The 15,795-nt window shown below is 62.1% G+C and carries 15 protein-coding genes and 1 tRNA gene; 10 read left to right on the top strand and 6 right to left on the bottom strand.

Annotation, left to right across the window (positions count from 1 at the left end; translation table 11 throughout):
- The first annotated feature begins 28 nt into the window (after positions 1 to 28).
- Entirely contained in the window at positions 29 to 433 is a 405-nt protein-coding gene (locus tag AB8A38_RS24190; RefSeq protein WP_439087693.1) for a hypothetical protein, read from the top strand.
- Positions 434 to 488: 55 nt separating this feature from the next.
- Here the strand turns inward: AB8A38_RS24190 and AB8A38_RS24185 are convergent, their stop codons facing one another.
- Positions 489 to 2,882 (bottom strand): calcium-binding protein, encoded by a 2,394-nt coding sequence (locus AB8A38_RS24185; RefSeq protein ID WP_439087692.1) that lies wholly within the window; start codon positions 2,880 to 2,882, stop codon positions 489 to 491.
- Positions 2,883 to 3,422: 540 nt separating this feature from the next.
- On the opposite strand from AB8A38_RS24185, the gene AB8A38_RS24180 reads away from it, so the two are divergent.
- Positions 3,423 to 3,581, top strand: coding sequence for a hypothetical protein (locus AB8A38_RS24180; RefSeq protein WP_158005626.1), 159 nt, complete (start codon positions 3,423 to 3,425; stop codon positions 3,579 to 3,581).
- 13 nt (positions 3,582 to 3,594) lie between these two features.
- On the opposite strand, the gene AB8A38_RS24175 is transcribed toward AB8A38_RS24180, so the two are convergent.
- From AB8A38_RS24175 to AB8A38_RS24160, 4 genes are all read right to left on the bottom strand, one after another.
- Positions 3,595 to 4,503 carry a LysR family transcriptional regulator gene (locus AB8A38_RS24175; RefSeq protein WP_439087691.1) on the bottom strand — a complete coding sequence of 303 codons (909 nt, stop codon included), beginning with the start codon at positions 4,501 to 4,503 and terminating at the stop codon, positions 3,595 to 3,597.
- 14 nt (positions 4,504 to 4,517) lie between these two features.
- Positions 4,518 to 6,026, bottom strand: a complete 1,509-nt coding sequence (locus tag AB8A38_RS24170; protein ID WP_315843804.1) for a tripartite tricarboxylate transporter permease — start codon at positions 6,024 to 6,026, stop codon at positions 4,518 to 4,520.
- A 15-nt stretch (positions 6,027 to 6,041) separates the two neighbouring features.
- Entirely contained in the window at positions 6,042 to 6,527 is a 486-nt protein-coding gene (locus tag AB8A38_RS24165) for a tripartite tricarboxylate transporter TctB family protein (RefSeq protein ID WP_315843805.1), read from the bottom strand.
- Between the two features lie 83 nt (positions 6,528 to 6,610).
- Positions 6,611 to 7,570 carry a tripartite tricarboxylate transporter substrate binding protein gene (locus tag AB8A38_RS24160; protein WP_315844241.1) on the bottom strand — a complete coding sequence of 320 codons (960 nt, stop codon included), beginning with the start codon at positions 7,568 to 7,570 and terminating at the stop codon, positions 6,611 to 6,613.
- A 397-nt stretch (positions 7,571 to 7,967) separates the two neighbouring features.
- Here AB8A38_RS24160 and AB8A38_RS24155 point away from each other — a divergent pair, with 397 nt between their 5' ends.
- From AB8A38_RS24155 to AB8A38_RS24145, 3 genes are all read left to right on the top strand, one after another.
- The gene (locus tag AB8A38_RS24155) at positions 7,968 to 8,390 is read left to right on the top strand and encodes a VOC family protein (protein ID WP_315843806.1); all 423 of its coding nucleotides are present in this window, start codon (positions 7,968 to 7,970) and stop codon (positions 8,388 to 8,390) included.
- Positions 8,391 to 8,410: 20 nt separating this feature from the next.
- Entirely contained in the window at positions 8,411 to 8,890 is a 480-nt protein-coding gene (locus tag AB8A38_RS24150; RefSeq protein WP_115033049.1) for a VOC family protein, read from the top strand.
- A 179-nt stretch (positions 8,891 to 9,069) separates the two neighbouring features.
- Positions 9,070 to 9,146, top strand: a tRNA-Met gene (locus tag AB8A38_RS24145).
- Positions 9,147 to 9,256: 110 nt separating this feature from the next.
- Here AB8A38_RS24145 and AB8A38_RS24140 read toward each other — a convergent pair.
- Positions 9,257 to 9,973, bottom strand: a complete 717-nt coding sequence (locus AB8A38_RS24140; protein WP_410001850.1) for a GntR family transcriptional regulator — start codon at positions 9,971 to 9,973, stop codon at positions 9,257 to 9,259.
- Positions 9,974 to 10,251: 278 nt separating this feature from the next.
- Between AB8A38_RS24140 and AB8A38_RS24135 the strand changes: the two genes are divergently transcribed.
- The 5 genes from AB8A38_RS24135 (at position 10,252) to AB8A38_RS24115 (ending at position 15,772) form a co-directional block, all read left to right on the top strand.
- The gene (locus AB8A38_RS24135) at positions 10,252 to 11,283 is read left to right on the top strand and encodes an amidohydrolase family protein (RefSeq protein ID WP_315843808.1); all 1,032 of its coding nucleotides are present in this window, start codon (positions 10,252 to 10,254) and stop codon (positions 11,281 to 11,283) included.
- The gene (locus AB8A38_RS24130) at positions 11,280 to 12,185 is read left to right on the top strand and encodes a VOC family protein (protein WP_439087690.1); all 906 of its coding nucleotides are present in this window, start codon (positions 11,280 to 11,282) and stop codon (positions 12,183 to 12,185) included. The genes AB8A38_RS24135 and AB8A38_RS24130 overlap by 4 nt, the downstream gene beginning before the upstream one ends.
- Positions 12,182 to 13,747: a bifunctional 3-(3-hydroxy-phenyl)propionate/3-hydroxycinnamic acid hydroxylase MhpA gene (gene mhpA, locus AB8A38_RS24125; protein ID WP_439087689.1), complete on the top strand. Its 1,566-nt coding sequence runs from the start codon at positions 12,182 to 12,184 to the stop codon at positions 13,745 to 13,747. The genes AB8A38_RS24130 and mhpA overlap by 4 nt, the downstream gene beginning before the upstream one ends.
- Positions 13,748 to 13,820: 73 nt before the next feature.
- Positions 13,821 to 14,669: a fumarylacetoacetate hydrolase family protein gene (locus AB8A38_RS24120; protein WP_439087688.1), complete on the top strand. Its 849-nt coding sequence runs from the start codon at positions 13,821 to 13,823 to the stop codon at positions 14,667 to 14,669.
- Between the two features lie 125 nt (positions 14,670 to 14,794).
- Positions 14,795 to 15,772 (top strand): Bug family tripartite tricarboxylate transporter substrate binding protein, encoded by a 978-nt coding sequence (locus AB8A38_RS24115; RefSeq protein ID WP_439087687.1) that lies wholly within the window; start codon positions 14,795 to 14,797, stop codon positions 15,770 to 15,772.
- Positions 15,773 to 15,795 lie beyond the last annotated feature (23 nt).

Raw genomic sequence — 15,795 nt, 5'->3', positions numbered from 1 at the left:
ATTTCGCAGGCCATGCGGGAATCCGGCGATGAATGAGGAATATCAGGCGCAACCAGTGACTTGGGCGGACGCTCGCGCAGCCTATCCGCTCGTCTACCTGCATGATGCCAGCGTTACGCTGGATGCATGGCTGGATTTCGTGCGCCGGCGGACCGATGCCGACGGCGGCGACAACGGGCTGATCGTGATCCGCGACCGGCGCGATATCGTCCATGCGCTGTTTGCCTACCGGGTCGACCTCGACCTGCGCGGCACCAAACAACTCTGTATCGCGCAGCTGATCGTGGCCCAGATTCCCGGCTCGCAGATCGACCATGCCGTGGTCGCCTCGACCAGCCATGTCGCGGCGTCACTGGGCTGTCCGAGCATCGTGATCGAGCAGCCGTTCCAACTGATGCCGGGCGCGACGACGAAGACGTCCACAGCCGCGTGACGCCAAGGCGACCCGCGACGCCGGTGGCTGCGCGACAACACTCACATCGCGCAAATCACAAGACGAAGTCACCTGCCTTCAAGACGGCGGTGTTCACCTGAACCGCGAAGTCGGCCGCGCCATCGCCATCGACATCGCCCTGAAGAAGATGATCGACGAAGCGCAATTCACCGGCGATATGTGTGAAAGCGGCGCTTCCGACGAAGGCGAACGCTTGATCACCGGCGGCCTTGCTGTTGGCATCGATTGCCGACAGATCGATCCAATCGGCCGTGTCTGCGGCGATCGACGAAAAGTCGGTGATCTGATCGGCAGCTCCGGGCAGACTGTCCTGCACAGCCTTGAATACAAAACTGTCCGCGCCGGCTCCACCGGTCAGCACGTCGGCTCCAAGCCCGCCTGTGAGCGTGTCGTTGCCGGTGCCGCCATCAAGACTATCGTTACCGCCGCCACCATCGATCAGATCGTTACCGCCGCCACCGGAAATGCGATTGTCACCTGCGTCACCGGTCAGCAGGTCCATGGTCCCGCTCCCGATCAGATTTTCGATCGAACTGAGTTTGTCGCCCCCAGCATCTCCCCATTGAATGACGCCAGTCGCGAGATTGATATTCACCTGGGCGATCGACGTGCTGTAGTCCGCCGTATCGTTGCCGGCGCCGCCGGCAAGCATATCGGCACCTGCGCCGCCGGCGAGGATGTCGTCACCCGCATTGCCCCAAAGCTGATCGTTGCCGGCACCGCCGTGCAGAATGTCATTGCCCGCGCCGCCGGTCAGCGCATCGTTGCCTTCGCCGCCATCCAGCACGTCATTGCCGTCGCGGCCGTCCAGGACGTCCTTGCCGCTGCCGCCTGATAACGTGTTGGCGGCACCGTCGCCGATCAGCATGTCGTCAAATCGGCTGCCGATCACCGTCTCGATCGAACTGAAACTGTCACCGGCGGCATCGCCTCCACTGCCCGTGCCAAGCGTGAGATCGATGTGAACACCAGATGACGATGTCTCGTAGCGCACCGTATCGATGCCGGACGCGCCGGCGAAAGCATCAGCGCCCTTGCCGCCAAAAAAAATATCATTGCCGTCACCGCCCCACATGCGGTCGTCACCATCGCCGCCGAACAGAAAATCATTGCCGGCATCGCCGTAGAGAAAGTCGTTGCCGCCGTCACCATGCAGAACGTCATTTCCCGCCGCGCCATGAATTGTGTCGCGCCCCTCGCCGCCGTGAATGATATCGTTGTCCACCGTGCCGGGGAGCACGTCATCGCCCGGCGTGCCATTGGTGATCGTGTTGAACGACATGATGCGACCGTGGATATCATCTGCAGCCGGTCCTTGCTCAAACGAGGTCCAGGTCGCGAGAATACGCCCATCGGACAATGTCAGGAGATGCGGTCCGGTTTCCGCCAGGCCACCTGTCGAATTAACGAGGAAATCGTTGCCGATCGGGAAAGCGCCGGGAATCAGCAGGCGACCATAGAGATCGCTGGCGCCGGTGACGGGATCCGTGGCGTGCCAGATGATGACGGCGCGGCCATCCGGCAGTGCGGCGATCGACGGGGAATCCTGACCGCCGTCAAAATTCGCATTGACGATATTATCGGACACAACCACGGATCCGTCCGGGTTCAGCAGGCGCGCATGAATGTTGCTGTCACCATCCGGTTCCTGTGCGGTCCAGGCCACGAGAATGCGTCCATCCGCGAGAACTGCGGTGGACGCGTCGCTCTGATTCAACTGAGCTCCCGGCAGGATGCGAAAGTCCGGCCCGCTCGCGCTGCCATCGGGATTCACGAACTGGCCGGAGACGTTGTAGCGCCCCTCGTCCGGATCGTACGACCTCCATGTAACGAACGCCCGACCGTCGGGCAGCGCCGTCACCTTCGGATCATATTGCGTACCCCAGGTGGTCGTATTCACGGTGAAGTCGTCGACAGCAACAGTGCCGTCGTCGTGGAGGATCCTCCCGCGGATATCGCCGAGATATTTTGGATCCCCGCCGTCCGCGGACACGTAGGTCAGCAAGATCTGGCCATCGGCAAGCGTCGTGACGGAAGGCATCTGGGGCGAAATTGCCGTCGATGAATTGACGACCATATCGGCAACGGGATGCCCCTGTGCATCGATGAGGGTGCCGCGAACTTCGGTGACATTGTCGGCAGCGATATAGGATTGCCATGCGACAAAGGCCCGGCCGTCGGAGAGCACGGTGACCGAAGGCGCTCCCGGATCCCCGCTACGGTCGATCGTGATCTGAAAATCAGGTCCTTGAGGCGTACCGTCCGCCGACAGGTAGTGCCCCTGAATTGTATGCGGCTGATGACCGCTGACATCCGTCGCTGTCCACGTGACAAGAATACGTCCGTCGGACAACAGCGTTTGAGTTGCTCCCGCCTGATCATTGGCGGTCGTGGAATTGATAGGAAATTCAGGTCCGACAAACGCCATGATGCAGCCCCCAACTCATGTCGCCGGAGCGTGAATCTTTAATCGGACGAATCTGCGGCTGATATTTGTCGAGCGCGCGTTGTTCGTCCTCGCATTGAATCAATTGCATCCCATCGCATGCGTTCGGCGCGACGGCTTTGTCTCACTGCAACGCGCACGCTTGCGATCACGTCGACCACCCGCTCTGTCTCATCGCACATCGCGACATCCTGTTTTCCACGCGCTGTTTGAATCGTGCGCAGCGCTGACGGCTGCGCGCGCACATGGTCTCATCCTTCTTGCAGCGACCTCCTTCGATCAGCGGGCTGACGGCGATGCCCGGAGCCCTACCAACCATCTGGTGCGACCTGAACGGCGTGCCGAACGCGCAACAGCGCACGTCGTGCAAGTCGATCGCCGCGTCATTCGGCTCGGGGCGATTTCAAATCGATAATATCGATTGCAAGCGTCAATAATATTCGTTTGTCAAAATTCATGGCAGTCCTACGCTTGATGGAACCCGAGGAGCTATGCCGCCCCTCGATGATGCAGGAGCCGACCATGAAAACGATCATCCACCCCGACGTATCGGTCGCTCTCGCGCTGTTCGCCTTTGCTGCGGCGATCATCGCACGCCTGACAGTCACCAAGCGTTCCCGGCACAGCGCCGATCAGATCGCGGCCATCGTTGCGACATCGGGATATCCGTCCGGCGCCTAGCCGCGCCTCAGCATCACGTCCGCCTTGCCGGACGTTTCGGCGCCCTCGCCTGCCCTGCAGGCGCGGGCTTTTTGTTGGCCGCGTCACGCGCGAGGCGATGCATGAGCGCGACCGCTTCGGCGATGATCGCATCGTCGCGATCGCCGGGATAGACGACATAGGCAGGCATCGAAAATTCCGGCGCATCGGCGACGGCATGCAGCCGCCCAGCCTTCAGCTGGGGTGCAACGATGCGGCGCGGGAAATATCCGGAGCCGCCATTCTCCAGCACATGCTGCAGCCCGAGCCAACCGATATTGGCGGTGAGCGATGGCCCGGCAAAATCCGGAAACAGCGCCATGTGGCGCGCATAGAATTCCGGGCCCCAGTCGATATAGACGTAACCCGGCTGCGGCTCCGGCGCGCTGTGTGTGCTGGTCGAGACTAGAATGAGCTGTTCATCGAACAACTGCTCGACCTTGAGACCGGGCCGGCTCTGCGGCGTATACATCACGCCGATATCGATCCGGCCTTCGACGAGGCCCTGCATCAATTCGGCTTCGAGAGCGCTCTCGGCGCGGATCGCGATGTCCGGATGTTTCGCGCGCATCAGCGGCAGCCAGTGCAGCAGATGCTCCTCCCACAGCCCGATGCGACCGCCGACGGTCAGCGTACCACTGAAGCCTTTCGCAATGCCGACATCCTGCCGCGCATGTTCCACCGTACGTACCAGCGTGGACGCGTGTTTCTGGAACTGGCGGCCGGCCGGCGTCAGCGTCGCACCGGCCTTGTTGCGGACGAACAGCGTCACGCGCAGCAACTGCTCGAGCGTCTGGATCCGCGCGCTGACCGTGGACTGTGTGACATGCAGCTTCTCTGCCGCCGTCACGAAATTCCCGGCGCTCACAACTGCAAGGAATGTCCTGGCCAGTTCGGTGTCCATGCGAACGCTCCCGGCTACGCGCCCTCGTCGAGCGCGACCATCTCGCGCTTCTTGCGCAGTGCAGGCAACAGCGGCGCGATCAGAAGCACCACTGCCAGCAGCAGACAGGCTGCCGAGATCGGCCGCTCGATGAAGGTCATGAGATTGCCCTGCGACAGGATCAATGACTTGCGCAGATTGTTCTCCAGCAGCGGGCCAAGCACGAAGGCCAGCACCAGCGGCGCGGGCTCATAGCCGAACTTGCGCATGAAGTAGCCGATCACACCGAAGCCGATCATGACATAGACGTCGAACACATTGTTGCTGCTGCAATAGACGCCGATGATCGTGAACAGGATGATCAGCGGGAACAGCACGTTGTAAGGCAGCTTCAGCAGCTTCACCCACATGCCGATCAGCGGCAGGTTCAGCACCAGCAACATGAGGTTGCCAATATACATGCTGGCAACGATGCCCCAGAACAGTCCGGGGTTCTGGGTGATCAGCAGCGGGCCGGGCTGCAGCCCATGAATGACGAAAGCGCCGAGCAGCAGCGCCATCACAACATTCGGCGGAATGCCGAGGGTCATGAGCGGAATGAAGGCGCCACCGGCGGCCGCGTTGTTCGCGGCCTCAGGTCCGGCAACGCCTTCGATCGCGCCATGACCGAAGCGTTCCGGATGTTTCGACAGCCGCTTCTCCAGCGCATAGGACGCGAAGGACGCGACAACCGCGCCACCGCCCGGCAGGATACCGAGGAAGAAGCCGAGGATGGTGCCGCGCCCGATCGGCCCGGCGCTGGCTTTCCAGTCCTCCTTGTTGGGCAGGAGCTGCGTGATCTTGGCATTGATGATGTCGCGCTTGATGACTTGCTCGGTGTTGAGCAGCACCTCGCCGAGCCCGAACAGACCCATCACCACGGGCACGAGACCGATGCCATCGATCAGCTCGATACGGCCGAAGGTCAGCCGCGGCTGCGCGGTGATGCTGTCGAGGCCGATGAGGCCAAGCACGATGCCGATACAGGCCATCAGCAGCGCCTTGGCCATCGAGCCTTGTGTCAGGAAGGTCAGCACCACGAGACCGAGCACCATCAGGCTGGCATATTCTGCGGGACCGAACGCAATGGCGACCGAGGCCAGTGACGGCGCCACCAGCATCAGCATCACCAGCGCGAAAGTGCCGGCGATGAAGGAGCCAAGCGCGGAGATGCCGAGCGCCGGACCGGCGCGGCCTTTCTTGGCCATCTGATGGCCGTCGATACAGGTGACGACGGACGCCGCTTCGCCGGGGATGTTGACCAGGATCGACGTGGTCGAGCCGCCATACATCGAGCCGTAATAGATGCCAGCCATCATGATGATGCCGGACTCCGGCGTGCCGGACAGCGTCACCGGCAGCAGCAGCGACATCGCCGAGATCGGCCCGATGCCAGGCAGCACGCCGACCAGCGTGCCGATAAAGACGCCGATGAAGCAGTAGAGAATATTGACGGGCTGCAGCGCGACGCCGAAGCCGTGCATGACATTGACGAGAACATCCATGATCCGTGTTTCCCGTCAGCCGATTTCAAAAATGCCCGAAGGCAACTGGATCAGCAGGCCCCGTTTCAGCACCCACCACACACCAACAGGCGCCAGCACCGCGAGCGGAATCGCCAGCGTCCAGCGCACGGGATCGATCACGCGCAACAGCACCAGCATCAGCGGGATGGTCGAGATCAGGAAGCCGAGCGGTTCGAGCGCGAAAGCGTAAGCCGAGAGGATGACGATGATGGCGCCCGGCTTGCCCCAGCTTGCACCTTCCCATCGCGAGCCGAAGGTCGGTCCGCCTTCGGTGACCGAAGCGAGAATGATGGTGGCAGCGAAAGCGCACATCAGCAGGCCAATATAGAACAGCATGAAGCCGGAGCCGGGATCGTTGATGGTACCGAGCTTGAGCTTCAGGCCGGACCGAATGACGAACACGCCAAGCGCGATGCCGAGCACGCCGGTCCAGAGTTCTGAATTGTTGAGCCGGAATGGCGGGCGGGTTTGATCAGTCATCGTTTCTGTCCCGGGACATCGACATGAAATGAAGGCGCATGCGATGGACCCCATCGCATGCGCCTGACGTCGTTATTCGACGATCAATTCGGCTTCTTGCCCAACCCGATTCCCTCGATCACCTTGCGCTCGGAATTGGTGACCTCGACAACGAATTTCTTGTAGTCCTCGGTGTTCTTGTAGTTCGGCACCATGTCGTATTTCGCCAGCGTCGCGATGACGGCGGGGTCCTCGATGGCTTTCTTGAACGCATCGTGCAGCTTGGCGACGATCTTCGGATCCATGCCTTTCGGACCGGCGATGCCGAACGGGGAGTCATAGACCATCGGATAGCCGCTTTCCTTCAGCGTCGGCGCATCCGGGAAATTCGGCGACCGCTTGTCGGTCCACACCATCAGCAGACGCAGCTTGCCGGCATCGACCAGCGGCCGCCAGCCGGTGGAATCCGCCTGCAGCATGGTGTGATTGCCGAGTACCGCAGCGTTGGTTTCAGCGCCGCCCTTGAACGGCACCTGCGTGAGCTTGATGCCGGCCATTGCCGCGATCTGCTCCATGCCCACATGCAGCGAGGTGCCGGTACCCGGCGTCGCATAGGTCACCTTGCCGGGATTGGCCTTGGCGAAATCGACCACGTCCTTCCAGGTCTTGAACTGCGACTCCGCATTGGTGGTGATGCCGAAGGTGTAGCCGGTGAGATGGATGATGTAGGAGAAATCCTTGTCCGGATTCCACGACACGTCCTGCATCAGCGGCAGACGGAACACGGTGATCGGAATCTGCGAGATGGTGTAGCCGTCCGGCTTCGCCGCCGCTGCCATAGTGGCCGGGCCGACCGTGCCGCCACCGCCACCCTTGTTGTCGACGGCTATCGGCTGACCGAGGTGTTTCGACGCCGCGTCCGCAATCGCGCGCATCGAGATGTCGGTGGAGCCACCGGCAGGCCATGGCACGATCAATGTGATCGGCTTGGTCGGATAGTCCTGCGCCCGGGCTGCGCCGCCGAACATGGTGGCGGCCGCGGCGAGCGCGACGGCAGCGGACATAGCAAAGCGATTGCGTTGCAACATGTGTTGTTTCTCCCTCTGCGATTCCGGGGGTGATGCCCGGACCGGCTGTATTTTTTATTGTCGTTCAGTCTAGCCCGGAACAAACCCAGGAAAAGGACATGTTTCGAACCGGACTACGAACGCGTCTTGCGTCTCTGGCAATCAACGATGATTTCACCGCCGCCGCAATTCGCAATCAGGATGAGCCATGCGACATTCCGTCTGCACGCGGAGATCGCCGGGCTGACATATTGATCGCGGCGGACAGGAAATTCCGCCTGCAAAAATAACTGAGAAAATTTTGTCGGTGATGTCGGATCGCGGCAGGCCCACGCGTCCTATGCGGGACAGTCACCAAAGAGAACACCCAGAGCGTACCCACAGGAGCCATCCGATGAGCAAAATGATCTTCGTCAACCTGCCGGTCAGCGACCTGCCCCGCGCGGTCGCCTTCTATGAGGCGGTCGGCGCGACCAAAAACCCGCAATTCTCCGACGACACCGCCGCCTGCATGGTGTTCTCCGACACCATCCACGCGATGCTGCTAACCCACGACAAATATCGCCAGTTCACCTCGAAGAAGATCGTCGACGCGAAGACGTCGAGCGAAGTGCTGATCGCGATGTCGGCCAACAGCCGCGATGAGGTCGACGATCTTGTGAAGAAGGCCGTGGGTGCGGGCGGCAACCCAGATCCGACACCCACGCAGGATTTCGGCTTCATGTATGGCCGCAGCTATGAGGACCCCGACGGTCACATCTGGGAAGTGATGTGGATGGACATGGCCGCGGCGCAGACTGCGATGGCTCAGGCCTGACCGAGAGAGGGATAGCAGCAATGTCAAAGATCTCACCCTGCATCTGGTACGAGACCGAGGCCGAGGAAGCCGCCAGGTTCTACTGCTCGCTGGTGCCCAATTCCTCCATCGATCGCGTGCAGCGCGCCCCGATCGATTATCCCGGCGGCAAAGCAGGCAACGTGCTGGTGGTCGGCTTCACGCTGGCCGGCCAAAGCTTCATTGGCCTCAATGGCGGCAGCCCCGCCACATTCAGCACGGCCGTGTCCTTCACTATCCATTGCGAGGACCAGGCCGAGGTCGATCGTGTGTGGGACGCCATTTTGACAAATGGCGGCAAGGCAAATGCCTGCGGCTGGATCAACGACCGCTGGGGCGTGCCCTGGCAGATCGTGCCGAACGGCTTTACTGAAATGCTTGCCAGCGAGAATGGCGAGGGCGCCAAGCGTGCCATGACGGCCATGATGGGCATGGTCAAGCTGGACATGGCCGCGCTGAAAAAGGCGTTCGACGGAAACTAGAAGCGGCCCCTGCGGGCCCAAGCCCTTGGCGGAGCGCGGCAATCCGCGCCCGCCGGAAAATCCGCTAACCGAATGGCGGAAAAGCGGATTTTCGACGCGTCGTTTGCTTGACAGGGAGTCCCGCGCCTCCTTATAAGCGGCCCGTTCGCGGCACGGCATCTTGGCCGCCGCGGCCCTGTGGCGGGGTAGCTCAGCTGGTTAGAGCACGGGAATCATAATCCTGGGGTCGGGGGTTCGAGTCCCTCTCCCGCTACCAAATTTTCTGGCTGCCAGATTTCTGCAGACACCGCTTCCAAGGCCTTGCACATGTCGCGAGGCCCTTTTCATGTCCAGCAGAGGTGTTGGCTCGGCCTGTATCCGCGTCCGCTACGATGCAGCGTCTTCGGCCCCGTCCAGTTCCGCGAAGATTTGCTTGTCCTGGAGAATGACTTCAGCCGTCTGCCTGTAATGCGCCGTCAGCAGTTCCACTGCATGGTCCGCGTCCCCGCCCAGAACTGCAGTCATGATCGCCTGATGCTCGTCGGTCACATGGCGTGACGGGAAGGCCTTGCGGATCGACAGACGTCGATAGCGGTAGAGCTGGTCGGCAAGTTGTCCGCAGAACGCGATCAGCGACTGCGACCCGCAATTGCCGATCAGGGTGCGGTGATAGATGCGGTGCAGCCGCTCCCATTCCGGATTGTCTTCGAAATGCTCGGCATTCAGCGAGCGCGGCGTTCGCCCGAGGCGATGCTGCGCGAGGAGAAGCTGCTCCTCCCATTGCGGCGTTGACGCTGCCATGGATTCGCGCAGCGCCAGACTCTCGACCCAGCAACGGGTCTTGGTGAGTTCGGCGAGCTCGCTCCGGCTGATCTCCGCGACATAAAAGCCGCGCTGCTCGCGGCAATCGACCAGACCATCGGCGCTCAGACGATTCAGCGCCTCGCGCAGCGGCGTCTGGCTGGTCTGGTACAGGTCGGTCAGGAACCGCATCTGCAATTTCCTGCCCGGCTCGAGCCGCCCGGAAAGCAAATCCTCGCGCAGCCGGTCATAGACCGTGCTCGCCTGGGTCGACGAGGACGGCGGAGAAGCCAGGTCCAGCACTGATATCGTGTCCAAGCTCATGGGTCAGGAATCTGGGTCTCAGGAATCTGGGTCGCGGGAATCGCCCGCCAGAAGGTTTTCTTTTCTATACACTTTTTGCGCGGATGAAAAAATCTATAAATTATCGTTGCGATTGGAAGTTTATATAGGTTATGAGGTCCCGGTGGCACGGCAAGATGCCGCCATGGGAGCGAGACGATGTTCGGCGAAACAGTCCAGATATCCGGGACATCGGGTCTTTCGACGGACGGCTCCCGCCTTGCGGGATGTTCCCGGCCGTGAGTGCCATCGCCAGATGCGGCTGCGGGATCGATATCCACGCGCATGTCGTGCCCGCCTCCTTCCCGTCCTATATGGGTGCAGCGGTGCCGGCCGACTGGCCGTCGATGGCGGATGCCAAACCCTGCCACAAGCATGTGATGATGGCCGGCCGCGTCTATCGCACGGTGTCGGATCGCTGCTGGGATGTCGCCAAGCGCGTCACGGATATGGCGGAGATGGAGCTCGGCGTGCAGGCGATCTCGCCGATGCCGGAGCTGCTGTCCTACTGGATGGCGCCCGAACCGGCCACTGACCTGCTGCGCTACATCAACGACCAGATGGCCGAGATGATCGCGCATTCCGGGGGCCGACTGATCGCCCTCGGCGCGGTACCGCTGCAGGACATCGACCGCGCCATCGCCGAGTTGCATCGGCTGAAGCACGAACTCGGCTTTGCCGGCATCGAGATCGGCAGCAACATCAACGGCAAGCCGATCGGGTCTCCCGACTTCGATGGATTCTTCGCCGAGGTTGAGAAGCTCGACATGGCGGTGTTCGTCCATGCTCTGCGGCCGAGCGGCATGGATCGCCTCGTCGGCCCGGCGCAATTGCAGCAGGTGCTGGCCTATCCGACCGATGTCGGCCTTGCCGCAGCATCAGTGATCACCTCGAATCTCCTGCTGCGCCATCCGCGCTTGCGCATGGCGTTCAGCCACGGCGGCGGCACGCTCGCGTCGCTGCTGCCGCGGCTGCAGGAGGGCTATCAGGTGTTCCCTGTATTGCAGGAGAGCATCCAGGAATCACCGACCCTGCAGGCACGCCGGCTCTATTACGATGCGCTGGTCTATGACGACCCGACGCTGCTGCACCTGATCGGCAAGTTCGGCGCAACGCAGCTCATGCTCGGCACCGACTATCCCTTCGCGTTCCACGATCGCACTCCGGCGGCGCGCGCCGCATCGGCTATCAGCGACGAGGCCACGCGCAATCTCGTCCTTCATGCCAATGCAAGACGTTTCCTCGGCCTTGACGAGCAGGCTTCGCAATGACCCATTTCCCGATCTCCGCCCTGCGCAGCGTCGATCTCGACACGCCCGATCTGCAGCGATCCGAGCAGTTCTACACATCTGTGTGGGGACTCGACCTCGTGACACGCCACGAAGGCGTCGCTTACTTGCGGGCCAGCGGCAGCGATCACCATGTCGTCGCCTTGCGGCAGGGCGATCGCCCCGCGCTGAGGGCCATCACGTTCCGACTGCATTCGGATGCGGAATTCGAGACGGTCGCCGCAGCAGCGGTGAAACACGGCGCCACGCTGCTTTCAGCCGCGGCCGCAAATCCGGGGCTCGATGGCGGAACGATCATGAGCATCCGCGCGCCCGGCGGCGGCGTGCTGCGCTTCGTTCACGGCGACCTGCAACATGCCGAAGCGCCAGTATCGGCCAACCGGCCGACACGCCTCGCACATGTCAACGTCAACAGCAGCAATGTTGACGGCCTCGCCGCATTCTACGAGCAGGCACTCGGCTTTCATCTCACCGACCGCTCGAAGATCATGGCCTTCGTTCGCTGCAACAGCGACCACCACGCCATCGTCATCGCCGACGCTGCCGTGAACGGGCTCAATCATGTCGCCTTCCTGATGCCGGATCTCGAAGCGGTGATGCGGGGCTCGGGCCGCATGATCGATGCCGGATTTCCCATTGCCTGGGGCGTCGGCCGCCACGGCCCCGGCGACAATGTATTTGCCTATTTCATTGATCCGGTCGGGACCGTCATCGAATACACCGCCGAAGTTCTGCAGGTCGATGACAGCTATGTCGTACACGGCCCGTCGAAATGGGTCTGGCCACCCGGCCGCACCGATCACTGGGGTATCGCCCCGCCCAAGGCCGATCACGTCAAGGCAGCACAGACCGCGGTTCCTTATGCCGACTGGAGTGCCGCGTGACGCTTTCATCAAAGTCACAGAACGACTTTCAGGTCGTCGTGATCGGTCACGGCCCTTCGGGCGCCGTCGCGGCCAGTCTTCTCGGCGACCGGGGCATCCGCACGCTGGCCATCGATCGTCAGCTAGAGGTCTATGACAAGCCGCGTGCGATCGCGATAGATCATGAGATCCTGCGCCTGCTCGACAATATCGGCGCTGCCGAACGCGTGCTGCCTTACGTTGCTCCGTTCCCCGCCTCCCAGCATTTCGGCGCCAAAGGGCAGCTGATCCGCCGCATCGACATGGTCGCGGAGCCCTATCCGCTCGGTTACACGCCCACCATGGTATTCACGCAGCCGCCGGTGGAAGCCGCGCTGCGCGAACATGCCGCAGCCTATGACAGTGTCGCGGTTGAACTCGGCACCGAGCTCCTTGGCTTCACGCAATCGACGGATCGTGTGACGCTGCAGTTGCGGAACGACCGCGGCGTGACGCGCGATGTCACGGCCGACTATGTGATCGCCTGCGACGGCGCGTCGAGCGGGACGCGGCAACAGCTTGGCATCGCCTTCGAGGATCTCGTTTTCGACGAGCCCTGGCTCGTAGTGGACCTGCAGGTGCATGACGCGGCGCTGGGCAAGCTGCCAGACACTGCCGCGCAGTTCTGCGATCCGTCGCGACCGACAAGTTTTATCATCGGCCCCGGCAATCATCGTCGCTTCGAGATCATGCTGCTGCCCGGCGAAGATCCGCGCGAAATGGAAACAGCTGCGCAGGTCTGGCGATTGCTCGCTCGCTGGATCACGCCTGATGATGCCACGCTGTGGCGCGCTGCGAGCTACCGGTTTCATGCGCTCGTCGCGAAGGAATGGCGGCTTGGCCGCATCTTCCTCGCCGGCGATGCCGCACATCAGCAGCCGCCGTTCATCGGCCAGGGCATGTGCCAGGGCATTCGCGATGTCGGCAACCTCGTCTGGAAGCTCGACCGCGTACTCCGCGGACAATCCAATGCAACGCTGCTCGACACTTACGGTGAAGAACGCGGCGAGCATGTGCGCCAGCTCACTTCCCGCATCAAGGCCATCGGTCATGTGATCTGCGAACGCGATCCCGACGCCGCAGCAGCACGCGACGAGCGCATTCTTGCGGAAGGTGGCGGCCAACCCCGCACCATCACCCGTCAGGAAATCGTGCCGCCATTGCAGACTGGTTTATTGGCGTTCCCGCTTTGCGCAGCGCATGGCACGTTGTTTCCACAACCCTGGATCAGGACTGCAGAAGGACGGCGCCGTCTCGATAGCGTTGCCGGCACCGGCTGGCGGCTTGTGCTCGATACACGCAGCGAACTGGAGCTCAGTCCCAACCTGCAAGCGATCATGGCTCAGCTGGACATCAGGCCAATTCGCATCGGCCCCGCCGCAGATGACGTACTTGCTGAAGAGGACGGCGTTCTCGCCGCCTGGTTCGACCGTCACGACTGCCGCGCCGCAATCGTGCGGCCCGACCACTACGTCTTCGGTGTCGCCAGCGACGTTAGCGCACTCGACGCGCTGCTCACCGATCTTGCGGAGCGGCTCCGATGATCACGCCGGCCGCACAGCGTCACCACACCAGCATTCCCTACGGACATGCAGCTTCCACAGCGAGGAGATCACGATGAAATTGGCAAGTTTTCAGATCGGCGGAAAACCCACCTGGGGCGTGATCGAGGGCGATGACGCGCTCGATGTGGGCGCACTGCTTGGCGATCGTTTCCCCGACCTCAAATCCGTCATCGCGGCAGACGCGTTGTCTGCCGTACGCGACGCCGTGGGCAAGGCCAAGCGCATCCCGACCGCTGACATCACCTGGCTGCCGGTGATCCCGAACCCGGACAAGATCCTCTGCATCGGCCTAAACTACGAAATGCACCGCAAGGAGACCGGCCGCGCCGAGGTCGACAATCCCACGGTGTTCGGCCGCTTTGCCAACAGCCAGACCGGACATCTGACCAATATCATCCGACCGAAAGTATCGACCCATCTCGACTTCGAAGGCGAACTCGCCATCATCATCGGCAAGCCCGGACGATACATTTCGCAGGCCGATGCATGGAGCCATATCGCCGGCTATGCCTGCTACAACGAAGGCAGCGTGCGCGATTTCCAGCGTCACACCCATCAGTTCACGCCCGGCAAGAATTTTCCGGAGACCGGCGGCTTCGGCCCCTGGATGATGACGCCGGACGAACTCGGCGATGTTGCGCCGCTGCGGCTGCAGACCCGCGTCAATGGCCAGGTCGTGCAGGACGCCACCATCGATCAGATGATCTTCGATATCCCGCGTCAGATCGAATACTGCTCGTCCTTTACCCGTCTTGAGCCGGGCGACGTGATCGCCACCGGCACGCCGGGCGGCGTCGGCGCCAAGCGCACGCCGCCACTTTGGCTGAAGCCGGGCGATATCGTCGAGGTCGAGATCGATCGGCTCGGCGTGCTGCGCAACGGCGTGGCCGACGAAGCCTGATGCAAGCGGCAGCCCGCGCCACCAGCGCCGCGGGCTGCTTCTCACGACAAAGACCCGCTCGTTCAAAAAAGCGCGCCTCAACAAGCGATCAGAAATCGCAGGCCAACCATTTCAGGAGGAAGTCCATGCTCACATTGTCCCGTCGCATCTTGTTGACCGGTGGCATTCTTTGCCTCTCGCTGCCCGCCTATGCGCAATCATGGCCGCAAAAGCCAGTGACGATCGTGGTGCCGCAGGCGGCGGGCAACAGCCCGGACGTGCTGTGCCGCATCGTCGCCGAAAAACTCTCCCGCGCGCTCGGGCAACAGTTCATCGTTGAGAACCGCCCGGGCGCCGCGAACCTCGTCGGCGCACAGACGGTCGCGCGCGCCGCGCCCGACGGCTACACCTTCCTGTTCGCGACGTCGGCGGCGCTGGTCACCAATCCCTATACGTTCAAGAAACTGCCCTACGATCCCGTGAAGGATTTCGTGCCGGTGGCGATGGTAGCGCGAAGCAATCACGTCCTGCTCGTCAATCCCGACGTGAAGGCAAAGACGCTGGCGGAATTGATCGCGCTCGAAAAATCCGCTCCCGGCTCCCTGAGCATGGCGGTCGACGGCGCGCGTAACATTTCCGGCCTGATCGCACAGACCATCAACAAACAGGCGGGTACCAGTTTCGTATTGGTCCCCTACAACACCATCACCAACGCGATCCAGGACAGCCTGACCGGACGCACCCAGGTGACGATCCAGTCCGCATCGGTGGCTGAATCCTTCATCAAGGCCGGTACGCTGCGGGCGCTCGCCATTGCCGGCAACAAGCGCGTCGATTCATTGCTGGATGTGCCCGCGATTGCCGAGACGTTGAAGGGCGCGGATCTGCAAGGCTGGTTCATGATGATGGCCCCGACCGGGACACCTGCCGAGATCGTCGACAAACTCAGTGCCGAGATTGCGCTGGCCCTGAAATCGCCGGACGTGCAGGAGCGCGCGCCCGTGCTCGGCTTCGATGTCGCCTCTGGTGACGTCGTCACGCCTGCGGGCGCGAAGCGTTTTTTCGACGCCGAGCTCGTCGCCACAGGCAAGACGATTCAGGAACTCGGTATTCAGCCTGAATAACCGCGGCCCTGCGCTTGGTGCCG

The organism is Tardiphaga sp. 839_C3_N1_4 (assembly GCF_051811045.1).
GTDB lineage: Bacteria > Pseudomonadota > Alphaproteobacteria > Rhizobiales > Xanthobacteraceae > Tardiphaga.
The sequence above is the reverse complement of the archived record's forward strand: the minus strand, read 5'-3'. Positions and strand labels throughout refer to the sequence as shown.

Excerpts from the sequence above, each read along its gene's own strand:
- AB8A38_RS24190 (WP_439087693.1), top strand. The coding sequence starts at position 29 with ATGAATGAGGAATATCAGGCGCAACCAGTGACTTGGGCGGACGCTCGC.
- AB8A38_RS24185 (WP_439087692.1), bottom strand. The coding sequence starts at position 2,882 with ATGGCGTTTGTCGGACCTGAATTTCCTATCAATTCCACGACCGCCAAT.
- AB8A38_RS24180 (WP_158005626.1), top strand. The coding sequence starts at position 3,423 with ATGAAAACGATCATCCACCCCGACGTATCGGTCGCTCTCGCGCTGTTC.
- AB8A38_RS24175 (WP_439087691.1), bottom strand. The coding sequence starts at position 4,503 with ATGGACACCGAACTGGCCAGGACATTCCTTGCAGTTGTGAGCGCCGGG.
- AB8A38_RS24170 (WP_315843804.1), bottom strand. The coding sequence starts at position 6,026 with ATGGATGTTCTCGTCAATGTCATGCACGGCTTCGGCGTCGCGCTGCAG.
- AB8A38_RS24165 (WP_315843805.1), bottom strand. The coding sequence starts at position 6,527 with ATGACTGATCAAACCCGCCCGCCATTCCGGCTCAACAATTCAGAACTC.
- AB8A38_RS24160 (WP_315844241.1), bottom strand. The coding sequence starts at position 7,570 with ATGTCCGCTGCCGTCGCGCTCGCCGCGGCCGCCACCATGTTCGGCGGC.
- AB8A38_RS24155 (WP_315843806.1), top strand. The coding sequence starts at position 7,968 with ATGAGCAAAATGATCTTCGTCAACCTGCCGGTCAGCGACCTGCCCCGC.
- AB8A38_RS24150 (WP_115033049.1), top strand. The coding sequence starts at position 8,411 with ATGTCAAAGATCTCACCCTGCATCTGGTACGAGACCGAGGCCGAGGAA.
- AB8A38_RS24130 (WP_439087690.1), top strand. The coding sequence starts at position 11,280 with ATGACCCATTTCCCGATCTCCGCCCTGCGCAGCGTCGATCTCGACACG.
- AB8A38_RS24120 (WP_439087688.1), top strand. The coding sequence starts at position 13,821 with ATGAAATTGGCAAGTTTTCAGATCGGCGGAAAACCCACCTGGGGCGTG.
- AB8A38_RS24115 (WP_439087687.1), top strand. The coding sequence starts at position 14,795 with ATGCTCACATTGTCCCGTCGCATCTTGTTGACCGGTGGCATTCTTTGC.